The organism is Stenotrophomonas sp. 107298_Sma (assembly GCF_056480345.1).
Genome location: NZ_CM151094.1, coordinates 3,674,857 through 3,687,956 on the forward strand (window position 1 = coordinate 3,674,857; position 13,100 = coordinate 3,687,956).

Consider the following 13,100-nt stretch of genomic DNA (forward strand, 5'->3'; position numbering starts at 1 on the left):
GTCGGATCAGGCAGCGTTCTTGACAGCTTCAACGATCTTCTTGGCGCCATCGTTGATGTTGTCAGCCGGGATGATGGCCATGCCGCTGTCACGCAGCAGCTGCTTGCCTTCTTCCACGTTGGTGCCTTCCAGGCGCACCACGACCGGAACCTTGACGCCCACTTCCTTCACGGCGGCGATGATGCCTTCGGCAATCATGTCGCAGCGGACGATGCCGCCGAAGATGTTGACGAAAATGCCTTCGACCTTGTCCGAGGACAGGATCAGCTTGAAGGCTTCGATGACGCGCTGCTTGTTGGCACCGCCGCCCACGTCCAGGAAGTTCGCCGGCTCGCCGCCGTTGAGCTTGATGACGTCCATGGTGGCCATGGCCAGGCCTGCGCCGTTGACCATGCAGCCGATGTTGCCGTCCATGGTGACGTAGTTGATGTCCAGCTCCGAAGCGATCACTTCGGTCGGATCTTCCTGGGTCTTGTCGCGCATGGCGACCAGGGCCTTCTGGCGGAACGCGGCGTTGTCGTCGCTGTCGAACTTGCCGTCCAGCGCGTACAGGTTGCCGTCGTCCAGGATGGCCAGCGGGTTGATTTCAACCAGCGCCAGGTCCTTTTCGTTGAACAGGCGGTACAGGTTCACCATGATGCTGGCGAACTGGCCGGCCTGCTTGGCGGTCAGGCCCAGCTTGAAGCCGAAATCACGGCCGTGGTAACCCTGCACGCCTTCGACGAAATCGACGTTCAGCGAGTGGATCAGCTCCGGGGTTTCAGCAGCGACCTGCTCGATCTCCACGCCGCCTTCCGAAGAAGCGATGTAGGTGATGGTCTTGGTGCCACGGTCAACCAGCACCGACAGGTACAGTTCCTTGACGATTTCGCCGGCGGTGGTCACCAGCACCAGGTTGACCGGCAGTTCAACGCCAGCGGTCTGGTAGGTGGCCATCTTGGTGCCGAGCATCTTGGCCGCAGCGGCCTTCACGTCGTCGGTGGTCTTGCAGAACTTGACGCCGCCAGCCTTGCCGCGGCCGCCAGCGTGGATCTGCGCCTTGACCATCCAGGGGCCCTGGCCCAGGGAGTTGGCAGCGGCAACAGCTTCGTCCGGGGTCGCAGCGACCTTGCCGGCCGGGACCGGGATGCCGTACTCGGCAAGCAGTTGTTTTGACTGGTATTCGTGGAAATTCATGCGTCACCGTGGGAATAGGAACGACCGCACGCAATTCCTCAGGGCCCCGGCGGGGCGCCGGCATGGACCGCGGCGGGCCCACTATTGTGGCCGAGCCAGCGCCGGGGCGCAAAGAAGTCTGTACAAAACGCCAGACCCGGCCAGATTTCCACCATCATTCAGGCAGTTGCGCCCCGGCCGACGCTGGCCCCCGGTATCCACAGCGGGCCAAATGCGCGATCCGGGCCGCGCCGACGGCGCCCGCCCGGGGGCCCTATACTGGTCGAATCGAGCAGACTCGACGCCACATCGACGCGACGTACCGGCCGGCTTCAGGGGATGCCAGGCAGGCCCGCCGCAGATTCCAGACCCAGGCAGCCAGAAGGGGAGTTCCGGCGTGTCACCCAGTGCTTCATTGATCGACCGCATCGAATCGATTCCGCGGCGTGAGCTGTATTTCTTCGCGCTGTACCGGGTGCTCATCGCCGCGGTCATCGCCGGCCTGCTGTACAGCCCGTTGTCGGCCATGGTCGGCGAAGCGCATCACCCGCGCCTGGCCGATACCGTCGCGGCGATCTATCTGCTGCTGTCGCTGCTGGCCCTGGTGATCGGCCGCAACGAGCGCTGGCTGCGCCCGATCGTGGTCAGCAGCGTGCTGGTCGACATCATCGCCGCCACCTTGCTCTCACATGCACTGCCCGGTGCCAGCGCCGGCATCTCGATGTCGCTGCTGTTCAACATCGCCGCTGCTGCCACCCTGCTGCCACTGAGCTGGGGCCTGGGCCTGGCGATCGCCGCCAGCCTGACCACGGGCGCGGAATACAGCTGGAAACTACTGGAAGGGGGCGACCCCACACGCACCCTCGCCGAGCTGGCGATGTTCGCTACCAGCTACCTGGCGCTGGCCTTCATCAGCTTCCAGGTGGGCAACCGCGCGCGCCGCAACCAGCAACTGGCCAACCAGCGCGGCGATGAAGTGGCCAACCTGTTCCAGATCAACGAACTGATCATCCGCCGCATGCGTACCGGCGTGCTGGTGGTGGATGCCGACAGCCGCATCACCCTGGCCAACGAAGCCGCCTCGATGCTGCTGGGCGACAGCGATGGCAACGGCGAAAGTGGGCGCCTGGACCTGACCAGCGCCGCGCCGGAACTGGCCCGCCGCCTGCAGCGCTGGCGCAACGGCTGGGCGCAGGACGAGCTGCCGCTGCAGCTCAACCCCGACCAGCCCGAGGTACAGCCGCGCTTTGCCCGCCTGCTGGCCGGCAGCGAACTGGCGCTGGTGTTCCTGGACGACTCCAGCGTGGTCTCGCGCCGCGCCGAATCACTCACCCTGTCGGCGATGGGGCGATTCTCGGCCAGCCTGGCGCACGAGATCCGCAATCCGCTGGCGGCGATCAACTACGCCGTGCAGTTGCTGGAGGAAGGCACCGGCTTCAACGAAAGCGACCGCCGCCTGCTGCAGATCATCCGCCAGCAGTGCCAGCGCACCAACGGCATTGTCGAGAGCGTGCTGGGCCTGGCCCGGCGCGAGCGCGCCACCCCCGAGAACGTAGACCTGGCCGCGTTCGTGCGCCGCTTCGTGCTGGAGTACAAACAGGGGCAGACGCTGGAGACCGACAGCATCGAGCCGATCATCAACGACAGTTCGGTGATGGCCCAGGTCGATGCGAAGCATCTCTACCAGGTGCTGACCGTGCTGGTGCACAACGCACTGAAGTACGGCCGCATCGGCCAGCAACCCGCACGCGTACGGCTGCGCGTGGCGCAGCACGAGCGCAGCGCGGTGATCGACGTGATGGACCGTGGTCCGGGTATTCCAGAGAGCGTTGCCGCGCAGCTGTTCCGGCCGTTCTTCACCACCTCCGAGCATGGCACCGGCCTGGGCCTGTATATCGCCCGCGAACTGTGCCGGGCCAACCAGGCACGGCTGGACTACATTCCGGTGCCGGCCGGCGGCTCCTGCTTCCGCCTGGTGCTGCCCGGCCCGCACACGCTGTTGCCCACCTGATTCCGATTCTGTGCGTCAAACATTTGTCGCTTCCAGCCCCCTCGTTTATCTTTCACGCCCATGAACGAAACCCGCAGCGCCCTCGTCGTCGACGATGAACGCGACATCCGCGAACTGCTGGTACTGACCCTCGGCCGCATGGGGCTGCGTATCAGTACCGCCGCCAACCTGGCCGAAGCGCGCGAGCTGCTGGCCAGCAATCCGTACGACCTGTGCATCACCGACATGCGGCTGCCCGATGGCAACGGCATCGAACTGGTCAGCGAGATTGCCCAGCACTACCCGCGCACGCCGGTGGCGATGATCACCGCCTTCGGCAGCATGGACCTGGCCGTGGAAGCACTGAAGGCCGGTGCCTTCGACTTCGTCAGCAAGCCGGTGGACATCGCCGTGCTGCGTGGACTGGTCAAGCACGCACTGGAACTCAACAACGCCGAACGCCCGCTGCCCGGCCCCAATGCCGAACAGGGCGCACGCCTGCTGGGCGCTTCGCCGGCCATGGACGTGCTGCGCACCACCATCGGCAAGGTCGCGCGCAGCCAGGCGCCGGTCTACATCCTGGGAGAGTCCGGCGTTGGCAAGGAACTGGTCGCACGCACCATCCACGCCCAGGGCGCGCGCGCGGCCGGACCGTTCATTCCGGTCAACTGCGGCGCCATTCCCGGCGAGCTGATGGAAAGCGAGTTCTTCGGCCATCGCAAGGGCAGCTTCAGCGGCGCCCACGCCGACAAGCCCGGCCTGTTCCAGGCCGCGCACGGCGGCACCCTGTTCCTGGACGAAGTGGCCGAGCTGCCGCTGCAGATGCAGGTGAAACTGCTGCGCGCGATCCAGGAGAAGTCGGTGCGACCGGTCGGTGCGGCCAACGAAGAGCCGGTGGACGTGCGCATCCTCTCCGCCACCCACCGCGATCTGGCCGAGCTGGTCGAGGACGGGCGTTTCCGCCACGACCTGTACTACCGCATCAACGTGATCGAACTGAGGGTACCGCCGCTGCGCGAGCGTCGCCAGGACCTGCCGGAGCTGGCCGCGGCAGTGCTGGCACGACTGGCCCGCAGCCACGGCCGCGCCACCCCGCTGCTGGCGCCGTCGGCGCTGGAGGCACTGGCGCAGTACGCCTTCCCCGGCAACGTGCGCGAACTGGAGAACATCCTGGAACGGGCGCTGGCGCTGGCCGAGGAAGACTGCATCGGTGCAGACGACCTGCGCCTGCCGCAGCATGCCCCGCGCGTCCCCGGCGGTGCCGCTCCTGTCGAAGCCGTGGCCGACCTGCAGCCTGGCAGCGCTGCCCTGCCCTCGTACATCGAGCAGCTGGAGCGCAGTGCCATCCAGCGCGCGCTGGAAGAGAACCGCTGGAACAAGACCCGCACCGCCGCACAGCTGGGCATCACCTTCCGTGCGCTGCGCTACAAACTGAAGAAGCTGGGAATGGAGTAATCAGCCGGGTCGGATCCCTTTCCGCAGGAAAGGGCTCTGACCCGATGCCGACCGACGTCATCCACGCATGGCGTGGATCGACGTCAATCCTTGGTCACGCGGTTGATCTCGGCCAGGCTGGTCACGCCTGCCGCCGCCTTCTTCAACGCCGACTGCCTCAGGTCATTCACCCCGATCTGCTGCGCCGCCTCGGCAATCTGCAGTGCATTGCCGCCAGCCAGCACGATGGTGGCGATCTCATCGGTCATCGGCATCACCTGGTAGATACCGGTACGGCCCTTGTAGCCCTCGGTGCACTCATCGCAGCCCACCGCTTCATACAGCTCGATGCCCGCGTCCAGCTGCGCCTGGGTGAAGCCCTCGGCCAGCAGCGCATGCTCCGGCAGGGTCGAGCGCCGCTTGCAGTTGCCGCACAGGCGGCGTGCCAGGCGCTGGGCGATCACCAGCGTCACCGAGCTGGTGATGTTGTAGGGGGCGATGCCCATGTTCATCAGGCGCGCGATGGTCTGCGGCGCGTCGTTGGTGTGCAGCGTGGACAGCACCATGTGACCTGTCTGCGCCGCCTTGATCGCGATTTCCGCCGTTTCCAGGTCGCGGATTTCGCCGACCATGATGATGTCCGGATCCTGGCGTAGGAACGAGCGCAGCGCCGCAGCAAAGGTCATGCCGCGCTTGTTGTTCTGCTGCACCTGGTTGACGCCGGGCAGGCGGATTTCCACCGGGTCTTCGGCGGTGGAGATGTTGCGCGTCTCGTCGTTGAGGATGCCCAGCGCGGTATACAGCGACACGGTCTTGCCCGAGCCGGTCGGGCCGGTCACCAGCACCATGCCGTACGGCTTGTGGATGGCGTCCTGGAACAGCTTCTGCTGGTCCGGCTCGTAGCCCAGCTTGTCGATGCCCAGCTTGGCCGCGCTGCCATCCAGGATACGCAGCACCACCTTCTCGCCGAACAGGGTCGGCAGGGTGCTGACGCGGAAGTCGATCTGCTTGGTCTTGGACAGGTTGAGCTTGATGCGTCCGTCCTGCGGCACGCGCTTCTCGGCGATGTCCAGCTGCGCCATCACCTTCAGGCGCGCGGCGATGCGCTGGTTCAACTTCACCGGCGCGCGCGCCACCATCTTCAACAGGCCGTCGATGCGCAGGCGCACACGGTAATCGTCTTCGTAGGGCTCGAAATGGATGTCCGACGCGCCCTTGCGGATCGCATCGACCAGCACCTTGTTGACGAACTTCACCACCGGGGTGTCGTCGCCCTTGGCATCGATGCCGGAGTCGCCGCTGCTGGTGCCGAGATCTTCGTCACCGGCCGCGACGTCCAGGTTGCCCATGCCGTCGTCGTCACCGCCCAGGGCGTCGCCGATGGTGTCATGGCTGGCGTGCCACTGCTCGAGCGTGCGGCGGATCTGGTCCTCGTCGACCAGGATCGGCTCCACCACCAGATTGGTGTGGAACTTGATCTCGTCCAGCGAGTGGGTCGGGTTGCTGGTACCGACAAACAGCTTGCCGCCACGCTTGAACAGCGGCAGCACGTTGTGCTTGCGCAGCAGCTCCTCGCTGACCAGGCTCATCGCGTTCTGGCTGGCATCGAAGGTGGACACGTCGAACAGCGGCATGCCGAACTCGACCGCGTTGGCGGCGGCCAGCTGCGAGGCATTGACCAGCTTGTTCTGCGCGAACCACGTGGGCAGCGGCTGGCGCGCGGCCGCGGCTTTGGCCATGGCGTCGCGGGCCGTGGTCTCGTCCAGGGCGCCGTCCTGTACCAGGCGTCGGGCCAGGCCGGTGATGCCGACAAGATTGGCGGTGGTTACAGCGTTCATATGAATCCTTGGCTCATGGGGTCATGCACTGCCGTGCGCCTTGTACGGGCACCGCACGGGGCAGCAGAACCTGCCGCAGCCAACGGCCAACGGCATCGCCAATCCATGAGCAATACTGCCTCGCCTGGCACTCCCTACCCGGCAGGCACGATCCTGACTCCCCCGGTGATGATAGCCCCGTCAAGGGTCGGCCAGCATCCCATCAGAGCGCAGAAGTGTGATCAACAGCCGGTCGGGCGATAGCGCGCTTCGAAGGCGCTGCCGTCGCAGCTCCAGATGCCGTCGGCCGAGCGGCGCAGGATCAGGTCCTTGCCTTCCAGCGCGCTGTGGCCCTTCAAGGTGCAGCTGATGTGGCCGACGCCGGAGTCGCTGAGTTCGGCTTCGACGTTCGAGCAGTGGGCGTTCTGTGCGCCGCCGATAAGTTGAGGCGTGACCTCACTGACAGGACGTCCCTGATAGACAACGATCTCCACCAGCGTCTTACCAGGGCTGATGTCCGCCAGCGCGGCCGTCAACTGCGTGCGAACGATATAAGGCTGAAATGCCACCATAGCGATCGCGGCAAGTATGCCAATGATGGCCACCACGATCATCAGCTCGATGAGCGTGAAGCCCTTCTGTATGTTCATGACTCCCCCTGTGTGATCCAGCAATCCCCATTGCTGCGTATTGACTGGACCTCGTACCCCAGTCAGCACAAGGCCCGCCGAGGCGGGCCTTGTGTTCATCGTACGAAAGACTCAGGACAAATAGCCCACATGCCTCTCGTCAATGGTATGGATCAGCTGCAGCCCTTCGGCTTGAACTTCTCCTTGACGTCGGTGGTGACGCAAGTAAAGCCACCTGCAGTAGCGGTTGCGCCCGAGCCAGAGGCTTCTGCGTAGTTCAGCGCAATGGTGGACGCATCACCGATACGGCCGGGCTCGCGGATCGTGCAGGTCATACCAGTCGCGGCAACAGCGATCTTCGAGCATGCGCCAGTGTTGTCGGCCTGGAAGCCAGCGTTGGTCACGGTCGGGGCGCCACCGTCGCTGACGACCATCTCGAACTGGGTCTTGTGCGAAGCCAGGTCGGCCAGCGCAGCGGTGACCTTCGACTTCGAGGTGTAGTCCTGGTAAGCCGGCAGCGCGATGGCGGCCAGGATGGCGATGATCGCGACGACGATCATCAGTTCGATAAGGGTGAAGCCCTTCTGGTTCTTCATTGGTACATCCCCAAGATAGTGGTGGTTGAGTTCAGTGCATGGGATCGGACCGGACAGCGCCGGTTGAGCGGGCCCCATACCCTGCGGGTGGATCAACGCAGGTTGCGTGCCAACCCCGGCACGCCTCCCCCTGGATTTCCCCGCGCCCATGATGGCAGCAATTTCGTGGATGGGAACCCCCCGCATCCGAATCTGCGATGGACGCGGCAATGTGACGCAGTGCGTCACCTTTGGCCGGCACCCGGCACGAATTCGCACGCTGGGCCCCCTGGCAACTGCCCATACGGCCTTGAACCCGCTACCATCGATGGCTAGTTACCCGCCTGGGGATGGCGGGTCTTGGGGAGCCAACATGTCTGTCAGTCGCAGTGCGATCAAGAAAGAGCCGGTGGCACGCGCCACCATGGAGCTGCAGCCGTTTGTCTGGGTGGGGACCGACAAGCGGGGCGTGAAAATGAAGGGCGAGCAGCTGGCCAAGAACGCCAACCTGCTGCGTGCCGAGCTGCGCCGCCAGGGCATCAATCCGGGCCAGGTCAAGCCGAAGTCGAAGCCGTTGTTCGGCGCCGCCGGCAGTCCGGTCAAGCCCAAGGACATCGCCTTCTTCAGCCGGCAGATGGCCACGATGATGAAGTCCGGCGTGCCGATCGTGTCGGCGCTGGACATCATTGCCAGCGGGCACAAGAACCCGCGGATGAAGAAGCTGGTGGACACCATCCGCACCGACATCGAGGGCGGTTCCTCGATGTACGAGGCGGTCAGCAAACACCCGGTGCAGTTCGACGAGCTGTACCGCAACCTGGTGCGGGCCGGCGAAGGCGCCGGCGTGCTGGAAACCGTGCTGGACACGGTGGCTACTTACAAAGAGAACATCGAAGCGCTGAAGGGCAAGATCAAGAAGGCGTTGTTCTACCCGATCATGGTGGTGGTGGTGGCGATGCTGGTCAGCGGCATCATGCTGGTGTTCGTGGTGCCGCAGTTCGAGGACGTGTTCAAGAGTTTCGGCGCCGAGCTGCCCGCCTTCACCCAGATGGTGGTGAACCTCTCGAGATTCATGGTGTCGTGGTGGTGGCTGATGCTGCTGGTTGCGATCGGTACGGCGGTCGGCCTGGTCATGGCCTACAAACGCTCGCCGAAGATGCAGCATGCGATGGACCGGTTCGTGCTGAAGGTGCCGGTGATCGGGCAGATCATGCACAACAGCGCCATCGCCCGCTTCTCGCGCACCACGGCGGTGACCTTCAAGGCCGGCGTGCCGCTGGTGGAGGCGCTGGGCATCGTGGCCGGCGCCACCGGCAATACCGTGTACGAAGAGGCGGTGCTGCGCATGCGCGACGACGTCTCGGTGGGTTACCCGGTGAACATGTCGATGAAGCAGACCAACCTGTTCCCGCACATGGTCATCCAGATGACCGGCATCGGCGAAGAGGCCGGTGCGCTGGACGCCATGCTGTTCAAGGTGGCGGAGTACTACGAGCAGGAGGTCAACAATTCGGTGGATGCCCTGAGCAGCCTGCTGGAACCGATGATCATGGTGTTCATTGGTACCATTGTTGGCGGCATGGTGATTGCCATGTACCTTCCCATCTTCAAACTCGGCGCCGTCGTCGGATAACACATACATGGCTTTTCTCGACCAGCATCCCGGCCTCGGCTACCCCGCCGCGGCCGCCCTGGGACTGCTGCTGGGCAGTTTCCTCAACGTCGTCATCCTGCGCCTGCCCAAGCGGCTGGAGTGGCAGTGGAAGCGCGATGCGCGCGAAGTCCTGGAGGAACCGGACTTCTATGAACCACCCCCACCGGGGATCGTGGTGGAGCCGTCGCACTGCCCGCACTGCAAGCACAAGCTGAGCTGGTACGAGAACATCCCCCTGTTCAGCTGGATCATCCAGGGCGGCAAATGCCGGCACTGCAAGGCGCCGATCTCGCTGCAGTACCCGCTGGTGGAGGCGCTGACCTCGGTGCTGGTGCTGGCCTGCGTCTGGCAGTTCGGCTTCGGCTGGCAGGGCTTCGGCGCCATCGTGCTGACCTGTTTCCTGATCGCCCTGTCCGGCATCGACCTGCGCACCCAGCTGCTGCCCGACCAGTTGACCCTGCCGCTGATGTGGCTGGGGCTGATAGGCAGCATCGACAACCTGTACATGCCGGCCAAGCCTGCCCTGGTGGGCGCGGCGGTGGGTTACCTGTCGCTGTGGACGGTCTGGTGGCTGTTCAAGCAGCTGACCGGCAAGGAAGGCATGGGCCATGGCGATTTCAAGCTGCTGGCCGCATTGGGCGCCTGGTGCGGGCTGAAGGGCATCCTGCCGATCATCCTGCTGTCCTCGGTGCTGGGCGCCATCATCGGCTCGATCTGGCTGTACAGCCGGGGCCGTGACCGCGCCACCCCCATCCCGTTCGGCCCCTACCTGGCCATCGCCGGCTGGCTGTACTTCATGTGGGGTGCGCCATTGGTGGAGCAGTATCTGGTGATGAGCGGGCTGCGCTGAGGGGAGCCCCCATGAGCCGCTATGTGGTTGGCCTGACCGGCGGCATCGCCTCGGGCAAGAGTGAAGTGACCCGGCGCTTCGAGGCGCTGGGGATCGTGGTGGCCGACGCCGACCTGGCCGCCCGCGCCGTGGTTGCCGCTGGCAGCCCGGCGCTGGCCCGCATCGCCGAGCGCTTCGGCGCCGACATGCTGCTGGCCGATGGCGGCCTGGACCGGGCCCGGCTGCGCGCCCATGTGTTTGCCGACCCGGCCGAGCGGGCGGCACTGGAAGCCATCACCCACCCGGCCATCCGCCTGCTGATGCAACAGCAGTGCGAGCAGGCCGCCAGCCCCTATGCAATTGCCGCCATTCCGCTGCTTACCGAGGTCGGTGGACGGCAGGCCTATCCGTGGCTGGACCGGGTGCTGCTGGTGGATGCGCCGGAAGCCGTGCAGCATGCCCGGCTGATGCTGCGCGACGGCATCGACGCCGCGCTGGCCGACCGGATGATTGCCGCCCAGGCCAGCCGCGCGCAGCGCTTGGCGCTGGCCGATGACGTGGTGGTCAATGATGGGCAGCCGGAGGACCTGCAGGTGCAGGTGGAACGGCTGCATGCACGGTATCTGGGGTTGGCCGGGGGCTGAGGCCGGGTTGCCGGCCAGCCGCCGGCACTACCGAAGCGCATCCACGCATGGCGCGGATCTACTGATCGGGCGTCCATGCATGGCGCAGGCTACTGTAGAGCCGAGCCCATGCTCGGCTCCGGGAGCCCAACGCAGCCGAGCGTGGGCTCGGCTCTACATGGTCGTCAGGGCCAGCGCCGACCAAGGTCGGCATCTACCGTTTACAGTGGCTTCGGGGAGAACGTCAGGGTGGCGATCACGCCGCGTTCGCCGCCGGGGCGCACGCTCACCTGCCAGCCGTACAGATCGCACAGCCGGCTGACAATCGACAGGCCGATACCGCCGCCCTGCGAATGGCCGGCATGGGTGCCGCGGTAACCACGCTGGAACAGCTTGGCCGCGTCTTCCTCGCTCAGGCCCGGGCCGCTGTCGGTTACCGACACCGAGTTGGTGCCGACGAACACGCGTACCTCGCCGTCCTGCGAATACTTCACGGCATTGCCGATCAGGTTGCCCAGCGCCACCGACAGGGCCGCTTCGGGCGCATCGATCACCAGGTTGCGCTCGCCTTCCAGCAGCAGCTCCAGCGGCTTGCCGCCCAGCTGTGCGCGATGTGCATCGAGCAGCTGCTCGGCCACGCGGGCGACGTTGCTGGTGCCCTGCCCGCGCTCGTTGCGCGACAGCAGCAGCAGCGCGCCGATCAGGTCGCTGCACTGCTGTTCGGCGCGCTGGATGCGCTGCAGGCGCTGCAGCACCTTCTCGTCCAGGCCGGGCCGGGTCAGCAGCAGTTCGGTAGCGCCACGGATCACCGCCAGCGGCGTGCGCAGCTCATGGCTGACGTCGGCGTTGAACTCCCGGTCGCGCTGCACCACCTCGGTCAGCCGCGACGAATAGTCGTCCAGCGCCTGGGCCAACTGCCCCACTTCATCGTCGGGGAAACGTGGCGCCAGGGGTTCTGGGTCACTGGTACCGCCGCGGTAGGCGCGCAGCCGCGCGGCCAGATCCGACACCGGTTTCATCACCTTCGACGCCGACCACCAGCCCAGCACCAGCGACAGCACGCTGAACACCAGCACCGACAGCACCAGCGCGCGGTTGAGCTGCTTGCCGCCGCGCACGCTGTCGGTCATGTCATAAGCGAGGAAGAACCAGGCGTCATTCGCCTTGCGCACGGCGAGCTTGTAAGCGTAGGGCTGTCCTTGCTCGTCGGTGCCGCTCAGGTTGTAGTTGCCGTTCTGCAGATCGGCCCATTGCGGCCAGGATTCACGCGCTTTGTCGAATTTGTCGGCCGAGTAGGCGTATGCACGGATCTGCTGCACAGGCACGGCCGGATTACGCCCCGGGTGCTCATAGAAGCGGCGGGCGTACTCTTCGATGTTGTGGTTGATCACGTCCTCCACCAGCTGGTTTTCCACGCGCATGCGGGCCCAGTTGGTGGCGAACGCGAACAGTGTTGTCAGGCAGAAGCCCAACAACACGAACGACACGATGATGCGGCTGCGCAGGCGTCGCCGATACGGCGTGCGTCGGCGCTCCCCCTTGGCTGCCACGGAATCAGGCTTCCGGGGTGGCGATGCGGTATCCGATGCCATGGCGGGTCTGGATCAGCGGCACTTCAAACGGCTTGTCGACCACCGCACGCAGGCCATGGATGTGCACCCGCAGCGAATCCGAATCGGGCAGTTCCTCGCCCCACACGCGGGTTTCCAGCTCCTGGCGGGTCACCACGGCCGGGGCCGCTTCCATCAGCGCCTGCAGGATCTTCAGCGCGGTCGGGTTGAGCTGCAGCAGCTTGCCCTGGCGACGGACTTCCAGCGTATCCAGGTTGTATTCCAGGTCACCGGTTTCCAGCACGCGGGTCTGCACGCCTTTGCCGCGGCGCGACAGGGCATTCAGGCGCACTTCCACTTCCTGCAGCGCGAACGGCTTGATCAGGTAGTCGTCGGCACCGGAATCGAAACCCGCCAGCTTGTTGTCCAGCGAATCCCGGGCAGTCAGCATCAGTACCGGCGTCTGCTTGCGCGCTTCATTGCGCAGCTTGCGGCACACTTCGATGCCGTCCATGCCAGGCAGGTTGAGGTCCAGCACGATCGCGTCGAACTCGTGCACGACGGCGAGGTGCAGGCCAGTGACACCATCGGCCGCGAAGTCCACGGTGTGGCCACGATCCTCAAGGTAGTCGCCCAGGTTGGCGGCGATGTCGCTGTTGTCTTCGATTACGAGAATGCGCACTGGAACCTCTGGTTCTTGAAGGGTCGTCGGGGGGCCAGGCCCACCCCTGCAGGATGGACCTGCCGGAGTGGACGCGACGTCTACCTGCTGAACGATACAGGTTCCATTCTTAACATTTCGTACCGGCGCCGCGACCGTCGCGAATGGCCTGGGCCGGGGCCG

11 protein-coding genes are annotated in these 13,100 nt (G+C 65.4%); 5 read left to right on the top strand and 6 right to left on the bottom strand.

Annotation, left to right across the window (positions count from 1 at the left end; translation table 11 throughout):
- Positions 1 to 6: 6 nt before the first annotated feature.
- Positions 7 to 1,176, bottom strand: a complete 1,170-nt coding sequence (gene sucC, locus ACZK2G_RS17165) for an ADP-forming succinate--CoA ligase subunit beta (protein WP_004154430.1) — start codon at positions 1,174 to 1,176, stop codon at positions 7 to 9.
- A 376-nt stretch (positions 1,177 to 1,552) separates the two neighbouring features.
- On the opposite strand from sucC, the gene ACZK2G_RS17170 reads away from it, so the two are divergent.
- Positions 1,553 to 3,166 carry a sensor histidine kinase gene (locus ACZK2G_RS17170; RefSeq protein WP_478473934.1) on the top strand — a complete coding sequence of 538 codons (1,614 nt, stop codon included), beginning with the start codon at positions 1,553 to 1,555 and terminating at the stop codon, positions 3,164 to 3,166.
- A gap of 60 nt (positions 3,167 to 3,226) precedes the next feature.
- Positions 3,227 to 4,600, top strand: coding sequence for a sigma-54-dependent transcriptional regulator (locus tag ACZK2G_RS17175; protein ID WP_153676049.1), 1,374 nt, complete (start codon positions 3,227 to 3,229; stop codon positions 4,598 to 4,600).
- An 83-nt stretch (positions 4,601 to 4,683) separates the two neighbouring features.
- On the opposite strand, the gene pilB is transcribed toward ACZK2G_RS17175, so the two are convergent.
- The 3 genes from pilB to ACZK2G_RS17190 all read right to left on the bottom strand — a co-directional run bounded on the left by pilB (position 4,684) and on the right by ACZK2G_RS17190 (position 7,621).
- The gene (pilB, locus tag ACZK2G_RS17180) at positions 4,684 to 6,417 is read right to left on the bottom strand and encodes a type IV-A pilus assembly ATPase PilB (protein ID WP_478473936.1); all 1,734 of its coding nucleotides are present in this window, start codon (positions 6,415 to 6,417) and stop codon (positions 4,684 to 4,686) included.
- A gap of 221 nt (positions 6,418 to 6,638) precedes the next feature.
- Positions 6,639 to 7,046, bottom strand: a complete 408-nt coding sequence (locus tag ACZK2G_RS17185) for a pilin (RefSeq protein WP_478473937.1) — start codon at positions 7,044 to 7,046, stop codon at positions 6,639 to 6,641.
- A 152-nt stretch (positions 7,047 to 7,198) separates the two neighbouring features.
- Positions 7,199 to 7,621 carry a pilin gene (locus ACZK2G_RS17190; protein WP_478473938.1) on the bottom strand — a complete coding sequence of 141 codons (423 nt, stop codon included), beginning with the start codon at positions 7,619 to 7,621 and terminating at the stop codon, positions 7,199 to 7,201.
- Positions 7,622 to 7,973: 352 nt separating this feature from the next.
- Here ACZK2G_RS17190 and ACZK2G_RS17195 point away from each other — a divergent pair, with 352 nt between their 5' ends.
- From ACZK2G_RS17195 to coaE, 3 genes are read left to right on the top strand one after another with little or no spacing between them, the layout of a single operon-like run.
- The gene (locus tag ACZK2G_RS17195; protein WP_253078779.1) at positions 7,974 to 9,233 is read left to right on the top strand and encodes a type II secretion system F family protein; all 1,260 of its coding nucleotides are present in this window, start codon (positions 7,974 to 7,976) and stop codon (positions 9,231 to 9,233) included.
- Positions 9,234 to 9,240: 7 nt separating this feature from the next.
- Positions 9,241 to 10,104 (top strand): prepilin peptidase, encoded by an 864-nt coding sequence (locus ACZK2G_RS17200; protein ID WP_032128827.1) that lies wholly within the window; start codon positions 9,241 to 9,243, stop codon positions 10,102 to 10,104.
- A gap of 11 nt (positions 10,105 to 10,115) precedes the next feature.
- Positions 10,116 to 10,727, top strand: a complete 612-nt coding sequence (gene coaE, locus ACZK2G_RS17205) for a dephospho-CoA kinase (protein WP_295381764.1) — start codon at positions 10,116 to 10,118, stop codon at positions 10,725 to 10,727.
- Positions 10,728 to 10,927: 200 nt separating this feature from the next.
- On the opposite strand, the gene ACZK2G_RS17210 is transcribed toward coaE, so the two are convergent.
- Both ACZK2G_RS17210 and ACZK2G_RS17215 read right to left on the bottom strand, forming a co-directional pair.
- Complete coding sequence (locus ACZK2G_RS17210; RefSeq protein ID WP_478473939.1) at positions 10,928 to 12,256, bottom strand: sensor histidine kinase; 1,329 nt, start codon at positions 12,254 to 12,256, stop codon at positions 10,928 to 10,930.
- Between the two features lie 4 nt (positions 12,257 to 12,260).
- Positions 12,261 to 12,938 carry a response regulator transcription factor gene (locus tag ACZK2G_RS17215; protein WP_005410804.1) on the bottom strand — a complete coding sequence of 226 codons (678 nt, stop codon included), beginning with the start codon at positions 12,936 to 12,938 and terminating at the stop codon, positions 12,261 to 12,263.
- Positions 12,939 to 13,100 lie beyond the last annotated feature (162 nt).

Excerpts from the sequence above, each read along its gene's own strand:
- sucC (WP_004154430.1), bottom strand. The coding sequence starts at position 1,176 with ATGAATTTCCACGAATACCAGTCAAAACAACTGCTTGCCGAGTACGGC.
- ACZK2G_RS17175 (WP_153676049.1), top strand. The coding sequence starts at position 3,227 with ATGAACGAAACCCGCAGCGCCCTCGTCGTCGACGATGAACGCGACATC.
- pilB (WP_478473936.1), bottom strand. The coding sequence starts at position 6,417 with ATGAACGCTGTAACCACCGCCAATCTTGTCGGCATCACCGGCCTGGCC.
- ACZK2G_RS17185 (WP_478473937.1), bottom strand. The coding sequence starts at position 7,046 with ATGAACATACAGAAGGGCTTCACGCTCATCGAGCTGATGATCGTGGTG.
- ACZK2G_RS17190 (WP_478473938.1), bottom strand. The coding sequence starts at position 7,621 with ATGAAGAACCAGAAGGGCTTCACCCTTATCGAACTGATGATCGTCGTC.
- ACZK2G_RS17195 (WP_253078779.1), top strand. The coding sequence starts at position 7,974 with ATGTCTGTCAGTCGCAGTGCGATCAAGAAAGAGCCGGTGGCACGCGCC.
- ACZK2G_RS17200 (WP_032128827.1), top strand. The coding sequence starts at position 9,241 with ATGGCTTTTCTCGACCAGCATCCCGGCCTCGGCTACCCCGCCGCGGCC.
- coaE (WP_295381764.1), top strand. The coding sequence starts at position 10,116 with ATGAGCCGCTATGTGGTTGGCCTGACCGGCGGCATCGCCTCGGGCAAG.